Source organism: Salinibaculum sp. SYNS191, from assembly GCF_037338445.1.
Classification (GTDB): domain Archaea; phylum Halobacteriota; class Halobacteria; order Halobacteriales; family Haloarculaceae; genus Salinibaculum; species Salinibaculum marinum.
In genome coordinates this window covers 1,503,778-1,530,072 of record NZ_CP147838.1, presented here as the reverse complement: position 1 = coordinate 1,530,072, position 26,295 = coordinate 1,503,778, and the positions used below count along the sequence as shown (strand labels likewise).

At 69.9% G+C, this 26,295-nt stretch carries 22 protein-coding genes; 11 read left to right on the top strand and 11 right to left on the bottom strand.

Translation table 11 applies throughout. From position 1 onward, the window contains the following. The first annotated feature begins 48 nt into the window (after nucleotides 1–48). The 9 genes from WDJ57_RS08310 (at nucleotide 49) to WDJ57_RS08270 (ending at nucleotide 8,325) form a co-directional block, all read left to right on the top strand. On the top strand, nucleotides 49–2,325 hold the full coding sequence (locus WDJ57_RS08310; protein WP_338905488.1) for a type II/IV secretion system ATPase subunit: 2,277 nt from the start codon (nucleotides 49–51) through the stop codon (nucleotides 2,323–2,325). Next, nucleotides 2,318–4,210: a type II secretion system F family protein gene (locus WDJ57_RS08305; protein WP_338905486.1), complete on the top strand. Its 1,893-nt coding sequence runs from the start codon at nucleotides 2,318–2,320 to the stop codon at nucleotides 4,208–4,210. Before WDJ57_RS08310 ends, WDJ57_RS08305 begins: the two co-directional genes overlap by 8 nt. Further along, nucleotides 4,207–4,923: a DUF7289 family protein gene (locus WDJ57_RS08300; RefSeq protein ID WP_338905485.1), complete on the top strand. Its 717-nt coding sequence runs from the start codon at nucleotides 4,207–4,209 to the stop codon at nucleotides 4,921–4,923. Before WDJ57_RS08305 ends, WDJ57_RS08300 begins: the two co-directional genes overlap by 4 nt. Continuing rightward, complete coding sequence (locus tag WDJ57_RS08295; protein WP_338905483.1) at nucleotides 4,916–5,365, top strand: DUF7266 family protein; 450 nt, start codon at nucleotides 4,916–4,918, stop codon at nucleotides 5,363–5,365. Before WDJ57_RS08300 ends, WDJ57_RS08295 begins: the two co-directional genes overlap by 8 nt. Then, nucleotides 5,362–6,030: a DUF7263 family protein gene (locus WDJ57_RS08290; protein ID WP_338905482.1), complete on the top strand. Its 669-nt coding sequence runs from the start codon at nucleotides 5,362–5,364 to the stop codon at nucleotides 6,028–6,030. The genes WDJ57_RS08295 and WDJ57_RS08290 overlap by 4 nt, the downstream gene beginning before the upstream one ends. Continuing rightward, the gene (locus tag WDJ57_RS08285) at nucleotides 6,023–6,427 is read left to right on the top strand and encodes a DUF7262 family protein (RefSeq protein WP_338905480.1); all 405 of its coding nucleotides are present in this window, start codon (nucleotides 6,023–6,025) and stop codon (nucleotides 6,425–6,427) included. Before WDJ57_RS08290 ends, WDJ57_RS08285 begins: the two co-directional genes overlap by 8 nt. Beyond that, a complete protein-coding gene (locus WDJ57_RS08280) occupies nucleotides 6,424–6,954 on the top strand; it encodes a DUF7261 family protein (RefSeq protein WP_338905479.1) in 531 nt (176 codons plus the stop codon). Before WDJ57_RS08285 ends, WDJ57_RS08280 begins: the two co-directional genes overlap by 4 nt. Before the next feature lie 51 nt (nucleotides 6,955–7,005). Continuing rightward, entirely contained in the window at nucleotides 7,006–7,236 is a 231-nt protein-coding gene (locus tag WDJ57_RS08275) for a helix-turn-helix domain-containing protein (RefSeq protein ID WP_338905478.1), read from the top strand. Between the two features lie 159 nt (nucleotides 7,237–7,395). After that, nucleotides 7,396–8,325: a universal stress protein gene (locus WDJ57_RS08270; RefSeq protein WP_338905477.1), complete on the top strand. Its 930-nt coding sequence runs from the start codon at nucleotides 7,396–7,398 to the stop codon at nucleotides 8,323–8,325. A 56-nt stretch (nucleotides 8,326–8,381) separates the two neighbouring features. Here WDJ57_RS08270 and WDJ57_RS08265 read toward each other — a convergent pair whose 3' ends face one another. From WDJ57_RS08265 to WDJ57_RS08255, 3 genes are all read right to left on the bottom strand, one after another. Continuing rightward, a complete protein-coding gene (locus WDJ57_RS08265; RefSeq protein WP_338905475.1) occupies nucleotides 8,382–8,594 on the bottom strand; it encodes a helix-turn-helix domain-containing protein in 213 nt (70 codons plus the stop codon). Beyond that, nucleotides 8,591–8,908, bottom strand: coding sequence for a DUF7344 domain-containing protein (locus tag WDJ57_RS08260; RefSeq protein WP_338905473.1), 318 nt, complete (start codon nucleotides 8,906–8,908; stop codon nucleotides 8,591–8,593). Before WDJ57_RS08260 ends, WDJ57_RS08265 begins: the two co-directional genes overlap by 4 nt. Nucleotides 8,909–9,130: 222 nt before the next feature. Continuing rightward, nucleotides 9,131–9,655 carry an Lrp/AsnC family transcriptional regulator gene (locus WDJ57_RS08255; protein WP_338905472.1) on the bottom strand — a complete coding sequence of 175 codons (525 nt, stop codon included), beginning with the start codon at nucleotides 9,653–9,655 and terminating at the stop codon, nucleotides 9,131–9,133. A gap of 306 nt (nucleotides 9,656–9,961) precedes the next feature. Between WDJ57_RS08255 and WDJ57_RS08250 the strand changes: the two genes are divergently transcribed. Next, nucleotides 9,962–12,976, top strand: coding sequence for a COG1361 S-layer family protein (locus tag WDJ57_RS08250; protein ID WP_338905470.1), 3,015 nt, complete (start codon nucleotides 9,962–9,964; stop codon nucleotides 12,974–12,976). 1 nt (nucleotide 12,977) lies between these two features. Here WDJ57_RS08250 and WDJ57_RS08245 read toward each other — a convergent pair whose 3' ends face one another. The 3 genes from WDJ57_RS08245 to WDJ57_RS08235 all read right to left on the bottom strand — a co-directional run bounded on the left by WDJ57_RS08245 (nucleotide 12,978) and on the right by WDJ57_RS08235 (nucleotide 16,880). After that, nucleotides 12,978–15,461, bottom strand: a complete 2,484-nt coding sequence (locus tag WDJ57_RS08245; RefSeq protein ID WP_338905468.1) for an efflux RND transporter permease subunit — start codon at nucleotides 15,459–15,461, stop codon at nucleotides 12,978–12,980. Nucleotides 15,462–15,573: 112 nt separating this feature from the next. Beyond that, a complete protein-coding gene (locus WDJ57_RS08240; RefSeq protein WP_338905466.1) occupies nucleotides 15,574–16,116 on the bottom strand; it encodes a hypothetical protein in 543 nt (180 codons plus the stop codon). Continuing rightward, the gene (locus WDJ57_RS08235; RefSeq protein WP_338905464.1) at nucleotides 16,113–16,880 is read right to left on the bottom strand and encodes an AAA family ATPase; all 768 of its coding nucleotides are present in this window, start codon (nucleotides 16,878–16,880) and stop codon (nucleotides 16,113–16,115) included. Before WDJ57_RS08235 ends, WDJ57_RS08240 begins: the two co-directional genes overlap by 4 nt. Nucleotides 16,881–16,982: 102 nt before the next feature. Here WDJ57_RS08235 and WDJ57_RS08230 point away from each other — a divergent pair, with 102 nt between their 5' ends. Further along, nucleotides 16,983–19,178, top strand: coding sequence for a histidine kinase N-terminal 7TM domain-containing protein (locus WDJ57_RS08230; RefSeq protein WP_338905462.1), 2,196 nt, complete (start codon nucleotides 16,983–16,985; stop codon nucleotides 19,176–19,178). Nucleotides 19,179–19,188: 10 nt separating this feature from the next. Here the strand turns inward: WDJ57_RS08230 and WDJ57_RS08225 are convergent, their stop codons facing one another. From WDJ57_RS08225 to WDJ57_RS08205, 5 genes are all read right to left on the bottom strand, one after another. Then, nucleotides 19,189–22,011: an integrin alpha gene (locus tag WDJ57_RS08225; protein WP_338905461.1), complete on the bottom strand. Its 2,823-nt coding sequence runs from the start codon at nucleotides 22,009–22,011 to the stop codon at nucleotides 19,189–19,191. Between the two features lie 251 nt (nucleotides 22,012–22,262). Further along, nucleotides 22,263–23,771, bottom strand: a complete 1,509-nt coding sequence (locus tag WDJ57_RS08220; protein WP_338905459.1) for a cobyric acid synthase — start codon at nucleotides 23,769–23,771, stop codon at nucleotides 22,263–22,265. A gap of 1 nt (nucleotide 23,772) precedes the next feature. Next, complete coding sequence (locus WDJ57_RS08215; RefSeq protein ID WP_338905458.1) at nucleotides 23,773–24,432, bottom strand: cob(I)yrinic acid a,c-diamide adenosyltransferase; 660 nt, start codon at nucleotides 24,430–24,432, stop codon at nucleotides 23,773–23,775. 62 nt (nucleotides 24,433–24,494) lie between these two features. Then, nucleotides 24,495–25,223, bottom strand: a complete 729-nt coding sequence (locus tag WDJ57_RS08210; RefSeq protein WP_338905457.1) for an adenosylcobinamide amidohydrolase — start codon at nucleotides 25,221–25,223, stop codon at nucleotides 24,495–24,497. Then, on the bottom strand, nucleotides 25,216–26,295 hold the full coding sequence (locus tag WDJ57_RS08205) for a threonine-phosphate decarboxylase (RefSeq protein WP_338905455.1): 1,080 nt from the start codon (nucleotides 26,293–26,295) through the stop codon (nucleotides 25,216–25,218). Before WDJ57_RS08205 ends, WDJ57_RS08210 begins: the two co-directional genes overlap by 8 nt.

Below are 26,295 nucleotides of genomic sequence, written 5' to 3'. Positions count from 1 at the left end.
CGTCGAGTCCACCGAACTTTATGACAGATGCGTTGACCAACGCCGTCTATGGGCGACGCGACGCTCGAACTCGCAGACGACGAGGGAGGGAACACGTCCGACAGGGGCACTGTCCCGCCGCCGCTGCCACCCGACGACCCGGAGGCCTGGTACGCGCCCGACGTGCGCGCGCAGTACGAGGTTCATCCGGGCGTCGTCGTCACGGTTTCCGACCGCGGCACCGACTTCGCCTACGACGTGCGCGAGCCACCCCTAACCGCCACAGACCGGGACGCGCTCGACCGGGTCGAGTCCCACTTCGCCGACGCCCACCTCGACCGACCGCGGACGCGCGAAGGTGCCGTCGAGCGGATGACGGAGGGGTTCAGCCCGAAACACGAGCGCGTCATCGACCGACTGGTCGACTGTTCGCCGGCCGCCCGCCGGCGCGTGACCTACCACGCGCTCGCCGGGCTCGCGTGTCTGGACGACCTGACGCCGTACGCGCTGGACGACGCCATCGACGTCGCCGACACGACCGACGAGGGCATCGTCGTCCACACGAGCGACTACGCGCCGGCCGAGACGGCCCTCTCGTCCGACCCCGAGTACATCGACCGGTTCGCCAGTGAGCGCATCGACCGTCACACCGTCTCGTTTCACGACTTCGAGATTCCCGTCATCCTCTACCGGGAGAACCTGCTCGGCAACGACCCGTTCACGACGAAGTACGCCGTCCGCGAACCGGACCTGCTGCCCGGCGACGAGGACCTCATCGCCGAGGCCAAGGAACGACTCTGGGAGACGGCCGTCGACGGCGTCATCGAGGACAAGACGACCTTCGTCCGCGAGCGCGCGGAGGAACTGCTGGCCCGGCGACTCCGCGGGCGCAACACCCGCGCCTGGGTCGACGCCGTGGGGAACCGGGTCCGCGCGGCGCTCGCCGAGTACGGTCTCGCCGTCCCGCCGGTCGACCGCCGATACGCCGACGACCGCCTCTCCGACCTGGTCTACTACGTCCTGCGGGACTACGTCGGCTACGGGAAACTCACGATTCCCATCCGCGACCCGACGCTGGAGGACATCGAGGCCAATCGCGTCGGCGAGCGAATCAAGGTCATCCCGCGAACCGCGACCGGCCACGGCGAGCGGGTGCCGACGAACCTCGTCTTTGAGGCGGAGCAACCCTTCGTCAACGTCGTCACCCAGCTCGCCGCCGCCGACGGGACCGAACTCAACGCCTCGACGCCGAGCGCGAAGGTCAACCTCAGCCCGGACGGCCTCGACGAGACCATCCGGTGTGCGGTCGCACTGCCGACGGTCAGCGAGGACGGCCCGCACATCTCCATTCGCAAACAGCGCGAGGACGTACTCACGCCGACCGACCTCGTCCGCGGGAACAGCCTCCCGACCGAACTCGTCGCCCTGCTGTGGCTGGCCTACGAACACCACGGCGTCGTCCTGTTCTCGGGTCCGACCGGTGTCGGCAAGACGACGCTGATGAATGCCCACATGCCCTTTGTCCCCTTCCGCGACCGGCCAATCAGCATCGACGAGGGCTCCCGGGAGGTCCGCCTGCCCCACGAGACGGGCGTCTCGCTGACGACGCGCGACCACGAGAGTGACCACAAGCGCGTGACGATGGCCGATCTGATGACCGAGTGCAACTACCTCAACCCCGACGTCGAGGTCATTGCGGAGGTCAATACGACCGAGAGTTTCGAGACCTTCGCCGAAAGCCTCAACACCGGTCACGGTCTCATCGGAACCACTCACGCCGAGGACGTGGAGACGCTGGTCAACCGGGTGGTCGAGCAGGGCATCCCGCCGTACCTGCTCCGCGAACTCGACCTCGTGGTGTTCCCGCGCCGGGCCGACGGCGAGCGCTACGTCGGCGAGGTCGTCGAACTGCTCGACGAGCGGCAGTTCCGCGACCTCGACCGCGACGAGCGCTGCGGGGTCGTCCGCAAACAGGGAACCGCCGTCTACTGGAACACCGTCGCCTGGCGCGAACCCGACGGCGACTACGGGTTCGCGTACGACCATCCAGCCCTCCGCGACGGAGAGGGAACGGGCCAGTCGGCGACCGACAGGCGCGTCTGCAACCTCCGGACCTTCGAGCGCATCGCCACCCTGACCGACCGGTCGGTCGACGCCGTCGAGGACGAGTTCCACCGGAAGCACCGATACGTCCAGTACTTCGTCAGGGAGGGCATCGACGACTTCGGCGACCTGTTCGACCTGCTGGCCGACCTCGAAACCGACGAGGCCGCGACTGTCGAGCGGCTCCACCGACAGCGCACGCCCGAGGAGTCGACTCTCGGAACGGGGGCGGGTGATGACTGACGAGGACCTCCCCACGCTCGGTCCCCTCGACAGGGGGCTGTACGCGCTGTTCTCCCGTCACGCCGACAGTGCGACGCACGACCGCGACCGGCGGAGCTACCGCGCGGCCGGGCTCTCGACCAGTTTCGACGTCTACCTCTCGCGGGTGTACGGCCTGGCCTGGGCGGCCGGCGTGACCACCGCGCTGCTGGCGTTCGTCGCCATCGCGCTGGCACCGTCGGACCTGGGCGCCGGCCTGCTCGACTTCCTCGCCGGCGGTCTCCCGGTGGTCAACCGACTCCCGCTGCCGGCGATACCCCGTGTCTACGTCGCGCTCGTCACGGCCGCGCTGGCCGGCGCGCTCCTCCGGTGGCTCGTCGTCCGCGCCGGCGGGTTCTACCTGCGGCGTGCTGCGGCGGCCCGCCGCGAGGAGATAGCCCGGACGCTCCCCGGAGCAGTCCGCTACCTCCGCGTCATCGCCACGGGGACGACCGACCAGCGCGCGATGCTCCAGCGAGTGGCCGAACAGCCCGCCTACGGTGCCACCGCCGACACCTTCCGGGCCGCACTCAACAAGGCCGCGCTCACCGGGAGCATCGACGAGGGCCTGTCGATGGTCGCCCGCGACACGCCCTCGCGGGACCTGCTCGCGCCCTTCCTCCTGAAGTTCCGCGAACACGCTGCCCAGGGCAGTGACTCGCTGGAGAGCTACCTGAAAATGGAGGGGCGACTGCTCTCTCACCAGCAGGAGCGCGTGCGCGAACGCGCCAGCGGCTACCTCGAACTCGTCGCGGAACTGTTCGTCGTGCTGCTGGTCTTTCCGGCGCTGGCCGTCCTCATCCTGACGGTCGCGAGCGTCCTCGCGCCAGGGCTCTCGACGTCCATCGGGACGCCGCTGGGACCCGTCTCGGTCCGGGCGCTGCTCGTCTACGCCGCGGTCGCGTTCGTCCTCGTCGTCGGTCTGGGAGCGGCGACCGTCGTCGTCTCGCTTCGGCCGACGGACCACGCCACACCGAGCTACCGCCCGCCCGAACGCGTCACCGGGGTCCTCGCGACGGCGACGAGCAATCCGGCGAGTGCGGCCCGCGCGTTCGCACCTCCGGCGCTGGCCGTCACCGGCGGGCTGTGGGCGCTCGGCTACGACCCGGTGAACGTCGTCCTGCTCGGCTACGCTGCCTACGGGATTCCCGTGGGCGTCGTCGCAGTCCGGCGGGCCTCGCGCGACGACGCGAAGGACCGGGAGATTCGCGACTTCGTCCACGCGGTCTCCGGGCACGTCAGCCTCGGCCGCCCGTTCCCGGAGGCGGTGGGTCGCGTCGCGCGCGAGGTCGACCTCGGTGCGCTCCAGCCCGACGTCGAGGACCTCGCGTTCAACCTCGAACTGACGACCGGGGTCGACGAGACGGACGACGTGCGCGCGGCCGCGCTGGACCGCTTCGTCGACCGCGTCGGGACACCCCTGGCGTCGCAGACGGTCGGGCTGGTCGTCGGCGCGCTCGAAGCCGGCAGCGACACCGAGGACGTCTTCGAGACGCTGGAGACTGAGATCGGCCGATTATACCACGAACGAAAGGCACTCCGGAGCAGGCTCTTGGTCTACGTCGCCGTCGGGTGGACGACCGCACTGCTCGTGGTGGGAATCGTCGTCGCGGTCAACGCATCGGTCCTCGACGGCTTCGCACAGCTCTCGACGGTCGCCGACGCCGACGCCGGCATGGCGCTCGACCCCACCGCCGTCCAGCCGGCCCGGGACCGGGCGCGCTTCTACCTGGTGACCCAGGCGACAGTTCTCTCCTGTGGCTGGTTCGCCGGAACCGCGAGCAGGGGACGCTACGAGGCACTGCTGCACTCGGGGGTCCTCGTCGTGCTGACCTACGTCGTCTTCACGGGGCTGGGACTGGTATGAGCCGCGCACAGTCTCACGTCGTCGGCGTGGCACTCATGCTCGGTATCGCCGTCGTCGCGCTCGGTGGGCTGACCGCCGCGGTCGGGTCGCTCGTCGACGCACAGACCGCGACCGCCGACGCCGCCCGCGTCGCGGACGAGATGGACAGCGCTCTCCGTCCCGTCTCGGTCACCGGGCCGCACGCGGGTGCCGTTCGGTTCGCCGACGGGACGCTGTCGACCGTCGACAGGGACCTCAGGGTCCTCCGCAACGGGACGGTCGTCGCCACACACAGCGTCGGCGGGCTCGTCTTCGACGCCGGCGAGCGCCGGGTGGCCTTTCTCGCCGGCGCAATCGTCAGGGGTTCGCCGGGGAACGCGTGGCTCCAGACGCCCCCGCTCGTGACCGGTTCGGAGCGCAACGCGGTCATCGCCGTCGGCGTGCCCCACCTCGGGGCCGGTACGGTCGCCCGCAGCGGACACGGTCCGACCACGATCACTCTGCGAACCAACGTCAGTCACTCGCGCCGCGACCTCGGGACCGGCCGGTACGCCGTCGCCGTCGAGACGGTCACCCCGGACCCGTTCGCACGCCACTTCCGCGAGGCCAACGCGACCGTCGAACGGCGGGACATCGACGGGGACGACGTCCGGAGCGTCGTCGCCACGTATCCGGGCGTTCGTCGGGGCTATCTCGCGGTCCACGACCTCGCGCTGGAGGTGGACGATGGATAACCGCGCCGTCAGCCCTGTCGTCGGGAAACTGCTCGCGACCGGCATCGCGGTGCTGTACGTCGCCAGCGCCACGGGGCTCTTGCTCGGTGGCGTGGTCCCCGACTACCGGGCCGCGGCGGGGGACGAACTCGGCGAGCGGGTCCTGGCGACTGCGGCAGGCGAACTGGAGCGGTCGCTCCCGGCGGCCGACGGTCGGAGTGACGTACTCCTGACGCGGGACCTCCCGCGGACCATCGCCGGCGACCGGTACCGACTGGTTCTCACCAGCGGCACACTCGCACTCGACCACCCGGACGACAGCCTCGACGCCCGGGCTCGCCTTTCGCTCCCGACGGGGATTCGCGTCCTGAACGCCACGTGGGAGAGCGGCGACCCGCTGACGATTCGCGTGCGCGGCACCCCGGGTAATCGAACGCTCACGCTCGCGGAGGGGACGGGATGAGGGCCCAGACCTCGCTCCCGGCCCTGGGTTTTGCCCTCCTGGTTCTGACGGGCGTGCTCGTCCTGGGCGTCGCTGTCGCCGACGGCTCGCTGGTCGACGCCGACCGGCCGGCGCTGGAGCGACAGGCGGCCGTGGACCTCTCAGACAGACTCGTTGCTCCCGACTCGCCGCTGACCGAGCGCGGGAACGTGGTGAACCGGTCCGCAGTCGCCGCGTTCGACGCGGGACGTCTCCGGAGCCGGTACGGACTCAGAACCGGAACCGAGGCGACTATCTCCCTCGAAGGAAGTGTGATCGCGTCGACCGGATCGGTCGAGGCGGGGACGACGATTACGCGGCTGGTCGTCGTCGAGAGCGTTGGCGAGCGGACGCTGACACCGGCGTTCACCGGGCGCAACAGCGTCACGCTTCCACGGCGGAGCCGCCGTGCCAGAATCAGCATCGCGCCCCCGAACGCGACGGTCACGACCGTCCGGGCGAACGACCGGGTCGTGTTGCACAACGACTCCGGACTCCGGGGTCGCTTCGAGGTCTCGCTGTCGCCGTACCGGACGACGACGTTCCGCTTCGAGTCCACGGCCCATCTCACTGCCGGGAGCGTCGACATCACCTACTATCCGACCAGAACGGAGAAGGCGCGACTGGAGGTGACTGTCGATGGGTAGAGGACAGGCGTCGATTACCGCTATCGAGGCGGGGCTGGGAGTGCTCCTCCTGCTTGGCGTCACCGTCACCTTCGCGCTGGGGACCGGCGCGCCGGCGGACGACCGGACGCAACTGGACGCCTACGCGACCGACGCCCTGACCATTCTCGCCACCGAGCAGCCACGCCACGGCGGTTCGACGCGTCTGTCGGAACTCGCCGCGTCGCGTGGGTCGTTCGCACGGGAGAAATCGGCTCTCGAACGCCGGCTGGACAGGTTGCTCCCGCCGAACGTGCTCTTTCGGGTCGAGACAGCGTACGGCACCGCCGGCTACCGGCTGCCCGACGACGTCGCGACCGGGACCGCGACCGTGACCACGCGTCACGGCGACGTCTCACTCCGGGTGTGGTACGTATGAGCCGCCGCGGCCAGCTCGTGTTGCTCGCGGCTGCTGCGCTCGCCATCGCCCTCGTTCCCATGACCGTCGCGCACCTCCAGCTCGGGTACAGCGCCGACATCGAGACGGCCTCGGTCGACGAGACGACGCTGGCGGACGCACAGCAGACACTCCAGCGGGCCCTCGACGACGCGACTGCATCGGTCCCGTCGCGGTACACCTGGTCGAACAGGTCCGGCGCGGTAACCTCGGTACACGACAGTCTCGCCCCCACCTTCGAGGCGATGCACACCGCTCGACTCGACGCCGGGACTGTCGTTCGCGTCTCCTACAACGGCACTCGGGCGCGGGAGTGGGCGGCACGGCACTGTCCCGGCGGGCCGAATCGGAACTTCGGCTCGTGCGTCGCCGACCGCGGCGTCGTCGTCCAGGAGCGGGCCGGAGACACGCACGTCCTCGCCGCCGCCGTCGACGTTCGCGTGACGACCGAGCGCCGGGACGCCTCGCTCCTGACCGTCGTGCGAACCGTCTCCGCCCGGACACCGTGACCCGGTACACTCGTAGGAAAGAATAAGGTGGTCGAGTGTTTCGTGGTCTCTATGAGCACGCAGGGTCGCGATACGGAGTTCACCCTCTCGGACGTGACACAGATATTCGAAGCCCGGACCGACTACGCCGAACCGCTGACCGCGAGCGAGATCGCCGAGGAACTGGGCTGCTCGCGCCGGACCGCGCTGAACAAACTCCACGAACTGGAGGACGGGACGGACCTCAAGAGCAAGAAAGTCGGCGGCCGCAGTCGCGTCTGGTGGATTCCGGTCAACGTCTGACGCACGAACCGGCGTCTCGTCGCCACTCCTGGCCGTCTGGCGAATTCTCGAAAGGGCAGCCGACGCTCGGTCGGTAGCGAGCCCGTTTTTTATTACCAGTTTCTCACCGTTTGCGACGACGGTTCGGGTTTTTTGTACTGTGATATCGTTACACGCCGTATGACCACGCCGTCACTCGGAGGCCTGTTGAGCGACGCAAGCGAGGCGTCCGAGCACCTACCGCGCGTCGCGGGACGGTTCGACGGCGACCACGTCCTCGCGCCGCTTTTGACCGCCGCCCGACCGACCGTGACCGACCAGCTCACGGTCGCGACGACGCTCGCGAACGTCTCCGACGCCTCGCTCTCGCTCGTGACCCCGGTCGCGTATCCCGACCAGATGGCACCGGTCTGTCACCAGAACGCCGGCGAGATGGACGAGTCCGCACTCCTTGAGTGGGCGCTCACCCGGACGGAGGAATCGGAGGTCTACACCGAGCGGGGCCTGCTCTACACCCGCGACCTCGTGCGGCGCGTGCTCCGGACGGTCCGGGCCAACGACGTCGACACGCTCGTGTTGCCGAGCGGGGCGCACGTCAGCCGGCTCCGGAAGGGGCTCCTCGACCAGATTGCGGCACAGGCCGCGTGCGACGTCGTCGTCGTCAACGGCCAGTCCGGCTACGACTCGGTCACCTCCATCCTCCTGCCGGTCGCCGGTGGCCCCCACTCGGGCCTCGCCGCGGACCTCGCCCGGTCGATCGCCGTGGACTGCGACGCGTGGGTGGACGTGCTCCACGTGGTCGACGCCGCCGCGTCGGAGCGGGAACGCCAGGCGGCACAGACGCTGGTGGGGGACATCGCGACGCGAATCGGCCGTCCCGACACGACGACGACCTGGGTGCTGGAGGAGCGCCGGACCGCCCAGGCCATCGCCGAGCAGTCGCGCTACTACGACCTGACGGTCATCGGCGCGCCGACCAAGGGTCGGCTGCGGCGTCTCCTCTATGGCTCGACGAACCGCTCCGTGCGAGACAAGGCCCGCAGCGTCGTCCTCTCCGCGCGGAGCAACAGTCACCGCCCGTCCGACACCGTCTCGACGCCGGAGTCGTAGCGGGGATTCGATCCATCGTCTCGGCAATCTGTCCGAACGAGTAACGTCGTGGAGGACTAGTCCTGTTCCGGAGCGACAGTGGCGTCAACTCCGTCGAGATGTTCACGAAGTACCCTATCAAGCTCGGTCCGGAGTCGTTCGGACGCTTCTACGTCCGACATGTCGTGAGCCTCCGCGATGTCTCCTAACGATGTTTGCCGGGGGACCTTGAAGTAGCCCCGTTCGACGGCGGTCGTCAGGAGTTCCGTGTCTGTGTCGCTCGATTTCATGGGGTGACCTGGCCGTTCTGGCCGGGGAGTTCCGCCTGGTCGTCCACCCATTCGAGCAGTGGCCGAATTTCCTCGAACTGTGGCCCTTTGACGACCTCCTGGGCGTCCCTGTTCCACTCGATGTAGCCGTAGTCTTCGAGTTTGGGCAGGTGACTGTGGTACATCGATATCCACACTCGTCGCTCGGCGTCGGTCGGCGCTGATTCCCCTGTGGGTAATTCAACCCCCGCGTCTTGCGGATTCGATTCGAGAATGTCCAGCAAGAGCGTTCGGCGTTGTTCGTGCGCGAGTGCGTCGAAGGTTTTGTCGTTCATGGTTTTGGTGAGGCGTCCACCGCGAGGGGGTGTTGGCTCCGATGGCTACATCGTCAGTAGTACGATAGAACGAGCACCGGTATAACGGTGTTGTGAACGCTCACGTAGGCATTCGGGATTCCACAGATTTGTCCTGGTACTGCTGCGGATTTCCGCAGCTGAAGTGTGTTATTTTTTTTGTTTCGGGGCCAAAATCTGCGGATTGCAGAAATATATCACCGATTATTCAGTTTCGGACTCGTCCGCTTCGTCCTGGGCGTTGTTGCGCGCGTCCATCTCTTCTGTCCCTTGCAGGAAGAAGTGGTTGAACGGTTGGACGTGCCGCCGTCGCATCATCTCTGACGACTCGATTTCGACGCCAGTGTCGTGGATAGCGTCGGTAATTCGGGTTATCTCGGCCGTGGTCGTCCCGACCACGTCGACGTGGACGTTCCGTCGGCCAGTCAGCATTTCACGAACGTCGATTACGCCCTGAATCCCTCGAATTTGCTCCGAATATTCTTTCAGTTCAGTCGGTGGCGCGGAGATTACGAACGTGACTTGCAGTGGCAGATTGGCCGCCTCGTAATCTATCTCCGGGTGATAACCTTTGATGATACCGTCCTCTTCGAGTTGGTCGATTCGGTTGCGGATGGTACTGGCCGAGACGCCCACCCTGTCGGCTATCTCCTGTGCCGTGGCATTGCGGGCGTCTTGTTGAAGCAGATAGAGTATGCTCCGGTCGACGTCGTCTAGGTCGCGTCCCATATCTCAAACGTCAGCGTGGCAGTTACTAACAAATTTCCCCGGCGCTGACTCGCAGCGGGGCCGACCGGAGATGGGTTTCCGCTTGCTTCTCGAGCGAAGGGCGGTCACTCGTACCGACTCGTTCTCCATCCGCTGCGGTCGGAGGGTTCGCGTTCCGACTCCGGACCCGGGCCACCGAATGGAGTACGACGACGCTGTCGCAGTCGGTTCTCCGCCGTCCGGTAAGCACTGCTGTATTCCCGTAAGATGCGATTACGGGGCCGAACTGTCGCGTCACTTAATCGGCCGTATTCAGTTATCGCCGGCATGAAACGTGACCGCGGGCCGTCGCTGCCCCGGGCCGGCGTCGCGCTGCTTTGCGTCGTCGTTCTCCTCGTCTCGGCCGGAGCCCTCCCCGCACTCGTCGCCGCGCAGGAAGGGACGGTCGTCGGGCGGCCGGAACTCTCCGTGTTCGCGCCCGACAACCGCATCGTCGGCGGCGGCCAGGTGACCCTCGACGTCCAGGTGACCAACGAGGGGACTCTCACCCGTGGCGGCCCGTCGCGGTTCGAAGAGGAGGTCAAGACCGCCCGCAACGTCCGGCTCTCCGTCCAGGAAGACGAACTCGCCCCAGAACTGGCCGACAACGTCGAGGTCCTCTCGGGCACGATACCGGTCGGGAGCGTTCCCGAGGGAGTCAGCGGCCCCTTCCCCCTCCGGCTGGAGGTGGACGAGGCAATCGAGCCGGGAACCTACCAGATTCCGGTCCGGCTGGAGTACGAGTACACGAGCGTCGTCCAGTACAGCGGCGTCGACGAGCCGGAGTACAGTACCTTCTCGCGGACCCAGGATGCCGAACTCACCATCGTCGTCAGGGAGCAGGCCCGCTTCGAACTCGACGCCGACAGCCGGGCCGTCGCGGCTGCCGAGACCGCGGTCAAACAGTTCACCGTCACCAACGTCGGCAGCCAGGTTGCCACGGACGCGGAACTGCGCCTCTCGGCGGCCAACGGCTCGCTGTTTTTCGGCCCGAACGACGCGCCGAAACCGACGGCACAGGTCTCGCTCGACAGCCTCGACCCCGGCGCGTCGCGGACCGTCGCCGTCCGCGTCGGGGCACCCGCTGACCTCCCGCCCGGCGGCTACCCGCTGTCGGCGGTCGTCACCTACCGGACGCCGGCGGGCGTCCAGGCCCGGTCGTCGCCGCTGTCGGTCACCGTCCCCGTCGGGGCCGAGCAGACCTTCAACGTCGGCAACGTCACCGACACGCTCCGCGTCGGCGAGCGCGGCGTCGTCGAGGGGTTACTCGTCAATACCGGTGACCGCCGCGTCGAGAACGCCGTGGTCCTCTTTCCCGACGACGTCTCGGGACTGCAGCCCCGCGAGCCCGAGTTCGCCGTCGGGACGCTGGAACCTGGCGAGGCGGTCCCGTTCCGGTTCGTCGTCGACGCCGCGAACGGCTCGGTGTCGGGGCCGCGCGTCCTCGACCTGGCCGTCCGCTACCGGGACAGGGGCGGGGACGTCCAGACGCGCGACGCCGGCGACGCGACCGTGAACGTGGCCGGCGAGCAGACGTTCGAACTCCACGATGTCGCCAGCGACTTCCGGGTCGGCGGCTCCGGGACGCTTCAGGGGACGGTCGTCAACACCGGCGAACTGGCCGTGACGGACGCAGTCGTCGTCCTCGCGGACGTCGGCGAGGCGTTCGAACCCCGGGAGCGGCGGGTTCCGGTCGGTGACCTCGCGCCCGGGGAGAGTGCAGACTTCCAGTTTCCGGCGGCTATCCCGGCGACTGCCGAGGCCGGGCCGCAGTTTCTCGCCGTCCAGATTCGCTACCGGGGCCAGGGCGACGAGGTGCGGACCAGCGACATTCTCGACGCCCGCATCGAGGTCGGCCCCGAACAGTCGTTCGCGCTCGACGACGTCGAGAGCACGCTTCAGGTGGGCGATACGGGGACTGTCAGCGGCACCCTCATAAACGCGGGCGACCGCCCCGTCGAGCAGGCGACGCTGCTGGTCCGCGCCAACGGGTCCGACGTCCGGCCGCGCGAGACGGCCTACGCCCTGGGGACGCTCGAACCCGGCGAGCCGGTCCCCTTCTCGTTCACCGCGGACGTGCCCGCCGGCGTCGCGCCCGGGCCGCGCGTCCTCCAGTTGCAGGTGCGCTACCGCGACGACGAGACGCGGCTCAGCGACGTCCTCGACGCGCGGGTCGGCGTCGCGCCCGAACAGTCCTTCGCGCTCCGGAACGTCTCCGGGACGCTCCGGGTCGGCGAGCGGGGCCAGCTTACCGCGACGCTGGTCAACACCGGCGATGTGACCGCCAGCGACGTCTCGCTGCAGGCAATCGGCAACGGCTCGCTCAGCCCGCTCTCGCCGGCCGCTGCGGCGGGGACACTCGAACCCGGCGAGTCGGCACCCGTCGCCTTCACGTTCGACGTGCCGCGGACGGCCGACCCCGGCGAGCGCCCGTTCTCCTTCCGCGTGCGCTACCAGGGGCGCGACGGGGCCTACCGGACGACCGAACCAATCGAGGTACAGGCCAGCGTCGCCGGCGAGCAGACGTTCGCGCTCACGGACGTCGAGAGCACGCTCCGGGTGGGCGAGACCGGCGACGTCACCGCGCGGGTGACCAACACCGGGCCGGTCAACGCCACCGGGGTGGTCCTGCTGGTGGAGTCGACGCCGGCGACGCTCGTCCCCCGTGAGACGGAGTTCGCAATCGGCGCGTTGCCGCCCGGCGAGAGCGCGAACGTCTCCTTCCGGGTCGACGCGACCACCGACGCCGAACCGGGGCCGCGGCTGGTGAGCTTCCGGGTGCGCTACCGCGGGCAGGCCGACCGGACACAGGAGACCGACCCGATAGACGCCCGCCTCGCCGTCGCGCCGGACCGCGACGAGTTCCGCGTCACGGCGGTCAACTCGACGCTCGCCGCCGGCGACACGGCGGTCGTCTCGCTCCAGGTCGAGAACCGGGTGAACGAGACGCTGCGCAACGTGCGGGCGCGCCTGTTCGTCGACGACCCGCTCTCCAGCGACGACTCCGAGGCGTTCGTTTCGCGACTCGACCCCGGCGAGCGCACCACGCTCCGGTTCCGCGTGGCCGCCGACGCCAGCGCCATCCCGAAGGAGTACCCGCTCCTCGTCGACTTCACCTACGAGGACGCCCGCGGCGAGGAGGAACTCTCGGACACCTACTTCGTCGCCGCCACGGTGACCGAACCCGAGTCCGGCGGCGGCCTGCCCGTCGACGTGGTGCCCCTCGCACTCCTCGTCGGTGCGCTCGTGGTCCTCGTCGCCGTCGTCGTCTGGTGGCGGCGTCGCCGCTCCCGCGGGGCGTGAGTCACGCCGCTTCGAGGGGCCGGGCGAACCGCGCCCGGAGCGCCAGCACCGACGGCAACACGAGCACGGACGTGAGGAATGCATAGAGGACGCTCAGGCCGGCGAGCAGGCCGAACTGGCCGATGGCGGGGAACGTCGCGAGGACGAGCACGCCGAGGCCGAAGACGGTCGTGAGCATCGACCCGGCGAGTGCGCCGCCCGTCCCGGTGACGGTCGTGCGCAGCGCCGCGTCGACGGTCGCGCCCTCCCGTCGCTCGTCGGCGAAGCGGTGCAGGAGGTGGACGGCGTAGTCGATGCCGAGGCCGATAGTCAGCGCGAGCACCGTCGCGGTGAAGGCGTTGAAGGAGATGCCGAGCGCGCGCATGGAGGCGGCGACGAGCGCGACCGTTGCGCCGATGGGCACCAGTCCGGCGAGTCCGAGCGTGGGGCGACCAAAGAGCAGCCAGAAGAAGCTCCCGAGCGCGATGGCCGTGCCCGCGAGCGCGACCGCGAGGCTCCCCAGCGCGGAGAGGAGGATGAGGTCGGCGACGGTCTGGAAGACGACGATTTCGCCCGTCGCCGTCGCGGCGTAGGGGAAGCGACCGGCGACCGTCCTGGCGTCGGCGGTGACCTCCGAGGACTCGGCGTCGGCCTCGACGGCGTAGACGACGCGTGCGCTCCGGCGGTTCTCCGTCAGGTACGACAGCGCCGCGTCGCGGGCGGGCGAGTCCAGCAGTTCGTCGTAGATACGTTCGAGATTGCGGTCGGGGACGCCGTCGCCGTCGATGTCGTTGCGCCGGACGAACTGGGCGAACTCCGGGTCTTGGGCGGCCTGCGCCTGGATGACCGTCAGAATCGACGTCGCGCTCGCGCTGCCGTCCGGTGCCGGGACGAACGTGTCGGGTGGCTCGGTGCTCGCCCGCGCCACCGCTTCGAGCGCGATGTCGGACTCCATCGGCCCACGGACGTACACGGTGACGGTGTCGGCCTCGCCGGTCTCGAAACGCTCCTCCAGGAAGTCCAGCGTCCGCGTGACGCTGTAGTCGCTGGGCCGGAACGGCTCCGGGAGCGAGGCGAGATACGACGGCGTCTCCGCGGCCGGGAGGAAGTTCTCCTCGGAGAACTCCGTGTCCACGCCGGTCGCGTACCCGCCCGCCAGGGCCGTCACGATGAGGACGAGCGCGAGGAAGACGGCCGGCGAGCGGCGGGCGAAGACGACGCCGAGCGTCAGCGCGCGCCCAACGCGGGACCCGGGCGTGCTGATGGGCCGGCGACGGGCCGGCGGGAGGCGCGTCCGCTCGCGCAGGCTATCCAGCAGCACCTTCGCGGCGGGGAGGAAGACGCCGAAGACCAGCGCCGTGACCACGATGCCGATGGCCGCGACGACACCGAAGCGCTGTATCGGGACGAGCGAACTCGTCAGGTTCGACGCGAACCCGATGGCCGACGTCACGGTGACGATGCCGAAGGCGACCAGCAACTGGCCGACCGTGATTCGCATCGCCGGGCGGATGGCCTCGCCCGCGGTCCGCTCCTCGCGATAGCGGTTGACGGCGTGCAGGCCGTAGTCGATGCCGACGGCGAGCAACAGCGGCGGGACGGCGACGAGAATCTGGTCGAACGGGATGCCGGCGAGGCCGAGTGCCCCGAACGTCCAGACGACGACCAGCGCCAGCCCGGTCATCCCCAGAAACAGGTCGAGGACGTCGCGGTAGGCCACGACGAGAAACAGCGTGATGAGCAGTATCGAGGCCGGCACGACGAGGAGCAGCGTGTCCCCGATGACCGCCCCGAACTCGGCTTCGAGGATGCCACCGCCGAAGACGACGACCCCCGGTGCGATGGTCCCGACCAGGTCGCCCATGCGCCGCTGTGCTGCGGCCACGGGTTCGGTGTCCTCCGGGGCGGCCGGAACCTCGTGGGTGACGACCGCGACCGTGGCGGAGGCACGCGCGCTCGCCGGGTTGAAGTCCGTACTGAGCAGGCGCTGGACGCCCGGGTCCGCGGCCGCCGTCCGAACGGCCCGCTCGATGGCCGGGGTCGTCGCCCGCTCGACGGCGCGGCGCTGTGCGGTCGGCGTGGTCGCGTCCGGGTCGAGGGTCCGCGCCACCTGCGCGGCGACGCTGGTGACCCGGGCCACGCGCAGGTCCGGCCGCTCCGCGATGGCTTCCTGGATGCGCAGCATCTCGACGAGTCCCTCACGCGAGAGCACGTTGCCGTCGCGCTGGATGAGCTGGGTCGTGCTCTCCGCCGGCGCGAACGGCGGCGCGAACTCCCGGTTCACCGCGTCCAGGGCCTCCTGCTCGGGGAGGTTCTCGGCGAAGGATTCCGTGCCCGTCTCGGTGGTCACGTTCGTCAGGCCGACGGCGAAGGGAACCGTGAGCACGAGGAAGACGCCGACGACGACCCGCGGCCGCTCCACGACCAGCGCCGTCGTCAGCTCGGCCAGCGTCCTGCTCTCGCCCGGACGGCTTTGGGCCGTCCCGGCTGTCTCCCCCTCGCGCATACGCCAGGGTCGGCAGCCGCTGGAAAAGGTGTCGCTGACCGTTCAGCCCGGTAAGCACGGCGAACACGCGATACGCGGGGACTAACTCTCCCTTCTCGGCGCTGCACGCCTCTCACTCGGCGAATCCCCACTCGGCTGCCCGCGCCTCGGCCTCCTCGCGTGCCCGTTCCCGTATCGCCGCTATCTTCTCCTCGTCGTCGAGAAAGGCCTCGACGGCGCTCGTGTCCTCCGATGGCTCGCTCTCGCGGTCTCTCAGTCGGGCCGCAGGTGCGGCCTCGCGAGTCCGGGCCGCGAGCTGTGGGTCGCCGGCCAGTCGCTCGGCCGGCGTCGCCGGTGGCACGCGGAACGCCTCCGTCGCGTGGACGTCGGCCAGCACCTCGGCGTCGAGTTCGTACAGCTCCAGGCGGTAGGGGCCGGCGACGGCGATGTCGGCGAGTGCGTCCTCGCCGGCGGTGTCCGTCGCGGTGTGGTAGGCGACGACCGGGATGCCCCGCTCGAACGTGACCACTCCGACCCCGTCCGCGTCGAGCAAGAGCGCGTCCTGGGATTCGAGTCGGGCGTACCCCGTCAGCTCCATCTCCAGCGCGCTCGACAGGGCCGTCCCGGGGTCGCTGACGACGCGCTGGCGGACCAGCCGCCCCTGCGGCAGTTTCATGGGTTCTCTGGCACGACGGCGCTCCGGAAGCGCTCGGCCACGGCCGCGGAGTCACCGGCCGCGACGTCCAGCGCTGCCGCCGCCTCGCGGTAGGCGGCCGCTGCCGCCGAGTCGGGCGCGTGTGCCAGCAGCGGTTTCCCGGCCCGGCGTGCTGCGCGGACGGCGTCGCTCTCCGGGACCGTCGTCAGCGTCCCGCCCTCGAAGTACCGCTCGGCCTTCTCGGCGATTGCGTCGATGTTCTCGTCGTCGGTGACGCGGTTGAAGACGAGGCCGGCGACGCCCGTCTCGTAGGTCGCGGCGTACTCCTGGACCTTCAGCCCGTCCGACAGCGAGGGGATGGTGGGCTGGAGGACGACCACCACGCGGTCGGCGAGGACGACCGGCAGGACCGCGGCCCGCGACCCGAGCGCGGCCGCCGAGTCGAGCAGGATGACGTCCGTATCGGCCGCGAGATCCGCGACGACGTTGCGGAGTCGTGCGGGGTCGGCGTCCCGGAAGCCGTCCAGCGACGTGCCACAGGGGACCACGTCCATCCCGAACCGGTCGTAGACCGCCGCCTCGACGGGTGCGTCGCCGGCGAGCACGTCGTGCAGCGTCGTTTCGACGTCCGCCAGGCCGGCGTGAAAGAGGACGTTCGCCATCCCGGTGTCGGCGTCGATGACCGTCACGTCGTGGGTCTCGGCGAGTGCCATCCCCAGTGCGAGCGTGCTGGTCGTCTTGCCCGTCCCGCCCTTGCCGCTGGCCACTGCGAAGGCCTCGACCATGTTACCGGTGGCTGCCGCTCGGTCGGGTATAAATTCTCGGTTTCTCGAAATTTCAGTTCGACAACTGCTTTTTTATACTTCGCACTGGACAGCTACGTATCGATGTTACTGGGGTCGGGTTCGGTTCACGTCCTCCTCCTCTCCGTCGCCGCGCTCGCGACGACCGCGCTGGCCGGATACGCCTGGCGACACCGCGACCGGCCGGGTGCCATGCCGTTCCTGGGTGCGATGGTCTTCACCGCGTTCTGGGCCCTGACCGACGTGTTCGCGCTGACGCAGACGTTCGCGAGTCACCTCGTCTGGGAGCGCGTCCAGTGGCTGGCAATCGCGCTCCTCCCGCTGCTTTTCTTCCTGTTCATGGCCGATTTCACAGGCTACGGGGTCGTCCTCGAACGGCGCGTCCTTCCTTTCTGGTTCGTCATCCCCGCTATCTCGGTCGTACTCATCTGGACGAACCCGTCGCACCAGCTCATGTGGTCGAACCCCGAACTCGTCAGGACCGGCGGCGTCGTCACGCTCACGCAGACGTTCGGCCCCTGGTTCTGGGTGTACTTCCTCTACGCCTACACCATCCTCATCGTCGGGTTCGTCCTCCTGCTCAGGCTGGTGGTCGTCTCCGACTACCTCTACCTCGACCAGACGGTCCTCATCATCGTCGGCATCGTCTCGCCGCTGCTGGGCAACGCGATTTCGGTGTTCGAACTCGCGCCGCTGACGGGGCTGGACCTGACGCCCTACGGCTTCGCTATCACCGGCGTCGCCTTCGGGAACGCGTTCCTGCGGTACCGGCTGTTCGACATCCTGCCCGCCACGCGACAGCTCAGCAACCAGGCCGCGCTGGCGGGCGTCGACGACGGCGTCGTCATCGTCGGCGACGAGAAAGAGATTCTCTACCTCAACCGGGCCGCGAGCGACATCTTCGGCTGCGACCGGGAGGACCCCTTCGGCGAGCCGCTGGAGACGCTGCTCAGCACCGACGAACTGGACTTCGAGAGCGAGGACGCCTTCGCCGAACTCGTCATCGGCGAGCGGACCTACGAGGTGACGACGGCCCCGATAACCGACCAGCGCGACCTGCTCATCGGGTACACGATACTGTTGCACGACGTCACCAGCCGGGAGCGACGCGAGCGCCGTCTCCGCCAGCAGCGCGACGAACTCGCGCAACTCGAACAGATAAACCACGTCATCAGGAGCGTCAACACCGCGCTCGTGAACGCGACGACCAGGGACGAGGTCGCGGAGACGGTCTGCGAGACGCTCGTCTCGAACGGGCTCTACGAGGCCGCCTGGTTCGGCTCCGGGCTGTCCGGCGCTTCCGGGACCGTCGCCATGACTGCCGGCGACGACAGTCCCCGCCGACTCGACTCCCCCGAGGACCTCCCGTCCGACGTCACGCTCTCGGGTGCGAGCGCCGACGCGGACGTCCCGGCGGTCGCAGACGAGGCGTCCGCTCCCCGTCCCGACGGCGGCAACCGGACGACGGTCCCGCTGGTCCACGGCCGGACCGTCTACGGCGCGCTCGTCCTGCGAACTGAGCGGGACGAGGGCTTCTCCAAGCGCGAACGGGAGGTGCTCGGCGAACTCGGCGAGACCATCGGACGTGCCATCCAGGCGGTCGAACACCGGCAGTTGCTCCTCTCCGACGCCGTCGTCGAACTGGAGTTCCGGTCGACGGACCCGGGCGACGTGTTCGTCGTGCTCTCCGAGCAAGCCGGGCCGTGTACGCTCGACGGCATCGTCCCCGGCGAGGGCGGCGCACTGCTGGCCTACGTCACCGTCGACGACGCGACCGCCGCGGAGGTCCAGCGGGTCGTCGACGCAGCCAGCGGCGTCCCGGAGGCCCGCACGGTCTCGGAGAACGGCGCGACGACCGTCGAGGTGTCACTGACGTCGGGGTCGCTGTGCTGCCCGCTCGTCGAGTACGGCGCGAACGTCCGCTCGGCGGAGGCGACCGACGGCGAGTGCCGCCTCGTCGCGGAGGTCTCGCCGGAGTCTGACGTCCGGTCCGTCGTCGAGCACGTCACCGAGTCGTTCCCCGAGACCGAACTCCGCGCGAAGCGGGAACTGGAGCCCACGGCTGAGGACCACGCCGCACTTCCCGGCGACGGGCTGGACGACCTCACCGACCGCCAGCAGGAGGCCCTGGAAGCGGCCTTCCGGGCCGGCTACTTCGAGTGGCCCCGCGAGAGCACCGCGGAAGACGTCGCCGAGTCGATGGATATCTCCTCCGCGACGCTGCATAACCACCTCCGGAAGGCCGAGAAACGCCTCCTCGCAGAGTTCTTCGAGGAGTGAGGGGACCTTCTCACCGACGGCCCCGTCCGAGCCCGCCGGCCACGACCAGCCCGAGGAGCGTCAGCGGGAGGACCGACCGGAGCCAGGCGAACACCGACGCGATGAAACCGCGGTCACTGTCGGACTCCTGGGTGTCGAGCTGGTTCCCGCCCGCCTCGCAACTCTCGACGGTCCCGATGTCGACAGCGACGTTCGGCGGCCCGTCGCCTGCCGGGTCGTCGAAGGTACAGGTCTCACCGCCGGCTCCGACGACCGCTCCGAGGATGTCGTACTCCGTCGAGAAGAACTGGGCCGCCACGGGCTCGCGGATGTCCGCGAAGTCGGTCGGGACGACCGCCGTGCCGTAGTTCGGCCCCGCCTCGTCGAAGACGGTCCCCGTCCACTCGTAGCGCACCAGCGGCACCCCGTCCGGACACTCGTCGGACCCGGCTCCCCCGACGGGCGCTTCGGGCACGCCCGCGTCCTCACCGACGCACAGCAAGACGAAGCTTATCGCGGCCCCCTCCTCCGGCGGCTCCGGCGGGGTTGCGGTCGGCGTTGCTGTCGCGGTTTCAGTCGCGGTTTCGGTCGGCGTTGCTGTCGCGGTCTCTGTCGCAGTTTCCGTCGGCGTTTCCGGGGGCGTGACAGGCGGCGTCTCCGTCTCTGTTGGCGTGACAGGCGGCGTCGCTGTCGCGGTCTCGGTTGCCGTCTCTGTTGGAGTTTCTGTGGCAGTCTCGGTTGCGGTCTCAGTTGCCGTCTCGGTCGGCGTCTCGGTTGCCGTTTCAGTCGGCGTCTCAGTTGCCGTCGGAGTTTCAGTCGGCGTGACCGTGGGCGTCGCAGTTGGCGTTTCGGTGGCGGTCGCTGTCGGCGTCTCGGTCGCCGCCGGCGTTTCAGTTGCCGTCGCCGTCTCGGTTGGCGTCGTCGTCGGCGTCTCGGTCGCCGGCGCGGCACCACAGTCGATTTGCACGGTGGTTCTGGCGATGCGCCGGTCGGTGCCCGCGACGAACGTCGCCAGGGTGTACTGGCCGTCGTCGAGTCCCTCGAAGCGCTCGCTCTCTCCGGGTTCGAGCGTCACGCGTTCGCCGAAGTCGCCGGGACCGGATATCTCGACGCGCAGACTCGTCGCGGCGTTCGGATTCTCAACGCCGATGGTCGCCGCCCCGTCGATACACCGCGCCGACACGTCGACCCCGCTCGGCACTTCCGTCGGGGTCGTGGTCGGGGTCTTCGCCGGCGTCTCCGTCGCAGTCGGCGTTCCAGTCGGCGTCTCGGCGGGGGTCTTCGTTGCAGTCGCCGTCGCCGTTCCCGTCGGCGTCTCCGTCGGCGTCGGCTCCACCGGACACTCGCCGGCGACGAGGTACGCCGCGCCGGTCTGGGTTCCGTTGTTGGCGTTGAACGGCGCACCGACGAGGACGTCGTTCAGGCCGTCGCCGGTGGCGTCGTCCGCCGCGGCGACGGACCAGCCTGCCTGGTCGCCCTGGCCGACGCCGGTGAGGGCAGTCGCTGCGGTGGAGAGGTTCCGTTCACCCTCCTGGTCGGGGCCACCGCTGACGAGGTACGCCGCCCCCGCGCCGTCGGCCGCGCTGTCGGTGCCGGGTGCGCCGACGAGCACGTCGTCGATGCCGTCACAGGAGACGTCGCCCGACCCCGCCGGTGCGACCGACCAGCCGGCCAGGTCACCCTCGGCAGTCCCCCGGAGCGTCACGTCGGCCGCTGCGAGCGGACGGTCGCTGGCGTTGCGCTCCCCGAAGAGCACGTAGCTCCGCCCGGCCTGGAGCCCGGCGTCGGTGTCCGCCCGCGGCGCGCCCACGACGACGTCGTCGACGCCGTCGTCGTCGAAGTCGCCCGCCGGCGCGACGGCCCATCCGGCGGTGTCACCCTGGCTGGTGCCGTTGAACGCGATGCCGGCGGTGACCGACGCGGTGTCGGTGCTGGCATCGAGGAGGTAGGCCGCGCCGGTGCGTGTACCGCTCGTGTTCGCACCCGGCGCACCGACCAGGAGTTCGGTCCGGTTGTCGGCGTCGTAGTCACCGGCCGGTGAGACCGCGTGGCCGGCGTTCGCGCCGGCGTTCGGTCCCTCGAAGGTCGCCGCGGCCGCGTCGCTCACTGCCGTCGACTCCGTGGGGACGTCGTCGACGAGGTAGGCCGCGCCGGCGTCGGGCGCTGCGCCGTCGTTCCCCGGCGCGCCGACGAGCACCGACCCGCCGTTCTCGCCCGGGACGACGGCGACCGCGAACCCGGCCATCTCGCCCTGTTCGCCCCCGTAGAGTCGGGTGATGTTCGCGCCCTGGCGCAGGAGCACTCGCTCGGGGCGCTCGGCCTGCCCGCGGACGACGTAGGCCGACCCGACGTCGCCGACGGTCTGGTTCCCCGTCACGAGGGCGCTGCGGGGTGCCCCGACGACGATGTCGTCGATGCCGTCGCCGTCCACGTCGCCGAGGGCGACGTCCCGCCCGGCGTCCTCGCCGGGCGCACCGACGAAGGTCACGTTGGCGTCGGTGACGTTCAGCGTCCCCGCGTCGACGGGGCCGTAGAAGACGTGTATCGACCCGCTCTCGTTCCCGTTGCTGTCCCGGCGCGGAGACGTGACGACGACGTCCGTCTCCCCGTCGCCGTTGACGTCGCCCTCACCCGCGACCCGCCAGCCCGTCGTGTCCTCCGCCCCGACACCCTGGAACGTCGTCCGGGCGTCGGCGAGCGAACTATTCCCCGACAGCGCCGCCGGGGTCGCGGTTCCGTCCGTGGCCGCGGACGCCGGGCCGGCGTCGGCGAGTCCGCCGACGACGACGGCGGCGCTGACGACGACCACGGCGATGGCGAACGCGAGCGTGTCTCTCCCCGGACTCCCATTCATGTCCGCGCCGTCGATAGCCGCGAGTATTGTTATGACTCGCTGACAGACGGTAGGCTTGCCACCACTGCGGGGTAGGCTCGGATTCCTCGCGCGCGCTCGACGGCGGTGCGCAGTAATCGAACGGTACGCCAGCGACTCCGCGGGTACGGACCGGTTTCAGTCGCGCTCCCGCCCGTCGTAAGCTCCGCTTCTCCGACCCCTATTCACAGTAAGCCGGCCGAATCCGGGGACGGGCTTGTTCCGGACGGTGCCTACCTGTCGGTCGACAACCCCAGCGGACCGAGGTCGACGTGGGTCGCGACGAGGTCGCGCGCGGCCCGATACGGCCGGTGCCCGCTCGGGTCGTCCCCGGACCCCACTGTGGGCGGGTCGACGCCGGCGGCAGCAGCGACAGTCTCGACGAACGCCGCGCGGACGGCCGCGTTCTCGAAGAGCCCGTGGAGGTAGGTGCCGAGTACGCGGTCGGTTGCGGCCCCGCTCTCGCCGAACCGCTTGACGTCGCCGACGAGTCGCGTCCGCCCCATGTGTATCTCGTAGCCAGTGACCGTCGCCGACAGGCCGGCCAGTGGCCCGGTCCCCTCGACGCGCCGCGACACCGGTTCGACGCGCTTGTCGCGCTCGAAGCGGGTGGCGACCGGCAGCAGTCCCAGCCCGGCCACCGCGTCCGTGGCGCTGGCGCTCTCGACGGCGGCGTTCGTGATGCGCTCGCCGAGCAGCTGGTAGCCACCGCAGACGCCGACGACCGGCCCGTCGAAGTCGCAGATGCGCTCGGCCATCCCCGACTCGCGCAGCGCCAGCAGGTCGTCGACGGTGTTTTTCGTCCCCGGGAGGACGACGGCGTCCGCGTCCAGGGGGCCGTCGAGGGGGACGTACGCCACGCGGACGCCGCGTTCGCGCGCCAGCGGTTCGAAGTCGGTGAAATTCGAGATGCGGGGCAGTCGCACCACGGCGACCGTCACCGCCTCGCCGTCGGGAACCCCGTCGTCGGCCCCGCGGACAGCGCGCTCGCCCGCCGGCGGCAGCGAGACGCTGTCCTCGGCCGGCAGCCCCGGGTCGTCGTAGGGGAGCACGCCCAGTACCGGCAGGCCGGTCCTGTCCTCGAAGTCCTCGACGCCCGGCCGGAGTATCTCGCGGTCCCCGCGGAACTTCGTGATGACCGCGCCGACGACGCGCTTGCGGAGGTCGGCGGGCAGCAGTTCGAGCGTCCCGACGAGGCTGGCGAAGACGCCGCCGCGCTCGATGTCCCCGACGAGCAGGACGTCGGCGTCGGCGAAGCGAGCCGTCTCGACGTTGGCGAGGTCCCGCTCGCGGAGGTTCGGCTCGGCAATCGACCCGGCACCCTCGGCGACGACGACGTCGTGTTTCCCGGCCAGTCTCTCGTGGGACTTCCGGGCGGCCGCGAGCGCTTCCTCCCAGCGGTCGTCGTAGTACGCTCCGGCGCTCTCGTGGCCGATAGCCTCGCCGTGGACGACGACCTGTGACTCGCCCTCGCCGGTCGGCTTCAGCAGGACCGGGTTCATGTCGACGCTGGCCGGCACGCGGGCCGCGCGGGCCTGGACGTACTGGGAGACGCCGATTTCCCCGCCGGGGACCGCGCGGGCGTTGTTGCTCATGTTCTGGGCCTTGTAGGGAACCACGTCGACGCCCCGGTCGGCGAGCAGGCGACACAGGCCCGCGGCGACCGTGGTCTTGCCGACGTGACTCGCCGTGCCCGCGACGAGCAGCGTTCGCGCCGTCGCCTCGCTTCCCGGCCCGCTCATCTCAGAACTCGGTGCCCTTCCGCGCGCCCTGGCCTGCCTCGATGGGGTGTTTCTCCTTCGCCACGTTGGTCACGAGATCGGCGTGGTCGACGACGAACGCCGGCCGGTCGTGGCCGCCCGTCAACACGAGTTCCAGGTCGTCGGGTTTGTCCTCGACCAGCGCAACCACCTCGTCGGGGTCGACGAGTCCCCGGTTCGCCGCGTACAGAACCTCGTCCAGGATTAGCATGTGGACGCCATCCTCGGGGTTGCCTTCGAGGGCAAATGGGGTCGAGAGGTCAGCGTCGGCCGCAGCCTCGACCAGTTCGCGAGCGCGGGCGAGTGCGCCCTGTGCCTGCGCGGCGTGTGCGTCGTCGTCGGAGCCGTCCACGAAGCCGTGCCAGCCGTAGTGGCCGGCGTTCTCGTAGGAGAGGCCCGGCAGCGCCGCGATGGCGTTGTACTCCCCGCGGACGTCCTCGACGGTGTCGGTGCCGCCCTTCATGAACTGGAGGACGTGAACGCGGTAGCCGTGACCGGCGGCGCGCATCGCCATCCCCAGCGCCGCGGTGGTCTTCCCCTTGCCGTCGCCCCACCAGATCTGGACGAGGCCGAACTCGTCGGGTGCTGCCGGTTCTATCGACTGTGCCGCTACTGCCTGGCTGGGTTCTGTCTGGTCCGTCATGGTGCCGGGCGACCGTGCGGTCGTTGTTCAAGCGCAGTTGACCTACGACAATAGCTGTTGTGCTACGGGCGGAAGGTCGTCGCCTCGCCCCCGGTCACGACGCCGTGGTCCGCGTCGGCGACCGTCTCCGGGTAGTCCGACTCGTCGTACCGCGCACCGAGGCCCGCCAGCAGCGCGTCCCTGACGCAGACTCTGGTCGCGGCCCCGACGGCGGTCCCGCTGCCGGCGAAGTCGGTGGGGTCACCGCTCGGGTCACAGCCGACTGCCACCGCGTCCGTCGTCGTTCCCGAAACGCCCGCGACCTGCTGGAGGGTCGCAGTCTTGGCCTCGACAGCCGTCGCCAGTAGCGTCGCCAGCGCCCCGTCGTCCAGCGCCCGCGTCGTGCCGACGAGGAGGTTGACCGTGCCCGGATGTCGTGAGTCAGTCTCCCCATCGGCGGCGTCCCCGTCGTCAGTGCTGTGCTCGTCATCCGTCCCGTGCCCGTCGACTGGGAGCGCAGCGGGGTTCGTGATGCCGGCCGTCGCGACGGCGGTTACAGACTCCCGCCGGGCACCGCGGGCGTGGCGCATGTCGACGCCCGTCAGGAGCCGCGGGCCGTCCGACTCGAAGCCCGCCTCGGCGAGTCGGTCGGCGGCGTACGCGTCGAGGTCCGTCCGCTCGAACCCGGTCGGCACCGAGACGTTGTACGCGGCGTCGGCCGTGTGGTAGCCGCCGTCGAAGCCGGTCGCGAGCCAGCGACCGCCCGGTCGAGCGAGCCGGCAGACGCCGGCCGTGACCGCCGTCTCAAACATTCAGCGCGTCGAGAAGCAGGTCGTTCTCGTAGGGGAGGCGGATGGCGACCCTGACGTGCTGGTCGAGGCCGCGGAAGTTCCGCGCGTCGCGGACCGCGATGTCGTACTCTCGGAGCTCCTCTATCACGGCGTCGACGGCCGACTCGCTGCCCGCGTCCAGCAGGAGGAAGGGTGCGTCCGAGTCGTGGACGTCGAACCGGGCACCCAGCCGGTCGCGCATCTTCGCCCGCTCGGACTCGACGCGCTCGCGGGTCTCCGCGACGAACTCGTCCTTTCGCATGCAGTGGGCCCCGACCGCCGCGGCCGGCGAGCCCATCCCCCAGGCGGGCCGAGCGGCCTCCAGCCGGTCGCGGTACCGCCCCGTCGCAACGGCGAAGCCAGCCCGCAGACCCGGCAGACCGAACAGTTTCGTCAGCGAGCGCACGACGATGACGCCATCGTGGCCGCCCAGCGACGGCTGGCGCGTGAAGCCGATGAAGGCCTCGTCGAGCAGGAACGGCGTGTCGGCCTCCAGACAGCGGCCGGCGTAGGAGCGCAGGCGCTGCGGGTCGTAGGCGTCACCCGTCGGGTTGTTGGGCGAGCAGCCGACGACCAGTGCGTAGTCCGCGGGGTCGACGTCCAGCAGTTCGTCGTAGGGGACGAAGTCCGGCTTCCCCCCTTGCAGCCGGACCTCGCGGGCGTACTCGCCGAAACTCGGCGTCGGCACGAGCACGTCGTCGCCCGCGGTGACCGTGGTGGCGATGGCGAGGCGCAGGGCCGGCAGCCCCCCGGGAGTCGGAATCACCTGCGTCGCCTCGCAGCCGGCGAAGTCGGCGGCTGCGGCGCGGAACTCGTAGTAGTCGTCCGACGGATAGGAGTGGGCGGCCGAGAGTGCGGCCTCGTACACCCGGGCGACGCCGGGTGGCGTCCGCGGGTTCGTGTTCGCACTGAAGTCGAGCATCAGCGGGTCGTCGGTCCCGCCGTGTGCGACGCGGCCGGTCTTCGACGTGCTCCCCTCGACAGTGCCCCCTTCCTCTACCCCACCGGTCGACCCGTTGGACGAGCATAGCTCGTCGACAGCATCTGGGTCCAT

What these genes read in the sequence shown, in the direction of transcription:
- WDJ57_RS08300 (WP_338905485.1), top strand. Translation starts at nt 4,207, where the DNA reads ATGAGCCGCGCACAGTCTCACGTCGTCGGCGTGGCACTCATGCTCGGT.
- WDJ57_RS08225 (WP_338905461.1), bottom strand. Translation starts at nt 22,011, where the DNA reads ATGAATGGGAGTCCGGGGAGAGACACGCTCGCGTTCGCCATCGCCGTG.
- WDJ57_RS08245 (WP_338905468.1), bottom strand. Translation starts at nt 15,461, where the DNA reads ATGCGCGAGGGGGAGACAGCCGGGACGGCCCAAAGCCGTCCGGGCGAG.
- WDJ57_RS08255 (WP_338905472.1), bottom strand. Translation starts at nt 9,655, where the DNA reads ATGGGACGCGACCTAGACGACGTCGACCGGAGCATACTCTATCTGCTT.
- WDJ57_RS08240 (WP_338905466.1), bottom strand. Translation starts at nt 16,116, where the DNA reads ATGAAACTGCCGCAGGGGCGGCTGGTCCGCCAGCGCGTCGTCAGCGAC.
- WDJ57_RS08215 (WP_338905458.1), bottom strand. Translation starts at nt 24,432, where the DNA reads ATGACGGACCAGACAGAACCCAGCCAGGCAGTAGCGGCACAGTCGATA.
- WDJ57_RS08210 (WP_338905457.1), bottom strand. Translation starts at nt 25,223, where the DNA reads ATGTTTGAGACGGCGGTCACGGCCGGCGTCTGCCGGCTCGCTCGACCG.
- WDJ57_RS08230 (WP_338905462.1), top strand. Translation starts at nt 16,983, where the DNA reads ATGTTACTGGGGTCGGGTTCGGTTCACGTCCTCCTCCTCTCCGTCGCC.
- WDJ57_RS08305 (WP_338905486.1), top strand. Translation starts at nt 2,318, where the DNA reads ATGACTGACGAGGACCTCCCCACGCTCGGTCCCCTCGACAGGGGGCTG.
- WDJ57_RS08270 (WP_338905477.1), top strand. Translation starts at nt 7,396, where the DNA reads ATGACCACGCCGTCACTCGGAGGCCTGTTGAGCGACGCAAGCGAGGCG.
- WDJ57_RS08275 (WP_338905478.1), top strand. Translation starts at nt 7,006, where the DNA reads ATGAGCACGCAGGGTCGCGATACGGAGTTCACCCTCTCGGACGTGACA.
- WDJ57_RS08235 (WP_338905464.1), bottom strand. Translation starts at nt 16,880, where the DNA reads ATGGTCGAGGCCTTCGCAGTGGCCAGCGGCAAGGGCGGGACGGGCAAG.
- WDJ57_RS08220 (WP_338905459.1), bottom strand. Translation starts at nt 23,771, where the DNA reads ATGAGCGGGCCGGGAAGCGAGGCGACGGCGCGAACGCTGCTCGTCGCG.
- WDJ57_RS08265 (WP_338905475.1), bottom strand. Translation starts at nt 8,594, where the DNA reads ATGAAATCGAGCGACACAGACACGGAACTCCTGACGACCGCCGTCGAA.
- WDJ57_RS08290 (WP_338905482.1), top strand. Translation starts at nt 5,362, where the DNA reads ATGAGGGCCCAGACCTCGCTCCCGGCCCTGGGTTTTGCCCTCCTGGTT.
- WDJ57_RS08285 (WP_338905480.1), top strand. Translation starts at nt 6,023, where the DNA reads ATGGGTAGAGGACAGGCGTCGATTACCGCTATCGAGGCGGGGCTGGGA.
- WDJ57_RS08280 (WP_338905479.1), top strand. Translation starts at nt 6,424, where the DNA reads ATGAGCCGCCGCGGCCAGCTCGTGTTGCTCGCGGCTGCTGCGCTCGCC.
- WDJ57_RS08295 (WP_338905483.1), top strand. Translation starts at nt 4,916, where the DNA reads ATGGATAACCGCGCCGTCAGCCCTGTCGTCGGGAAACTGCTCGCGACC.
- WDJ57_RS08310 (WP_338905488.1), top strand. Translation starts at nt 49, where the DNA reads ATGGGCGACGCGACGCTCGAACTCGCAGACGACGAGGGAGGGAACACG.
- WDJ57_RS08260 (WP_338905473.1), bottom strand. Translation starts at nt 8,908, where the DNA reads ATGAACGACAAAACCTTCGACGCACTCGCGCACGAACAACGCCGAACG.
- WDJ57_RS08250 (WP_338905470.1), top strand. Translation starts at nt 9,962, where the DNA reads ATGAAACGTGACCGCGGGCCGTCGCTGCCCCGGGCCGGCGTCGCGCTG.
- WDJ57_RS08205 (WP_338905455.1), bottom strand. Translation starts at nt 26,295, where the DNA reads ATGGACCCAGATGCTGTCGACGAGCTATGCTCGTCCAACGGGTCGACC.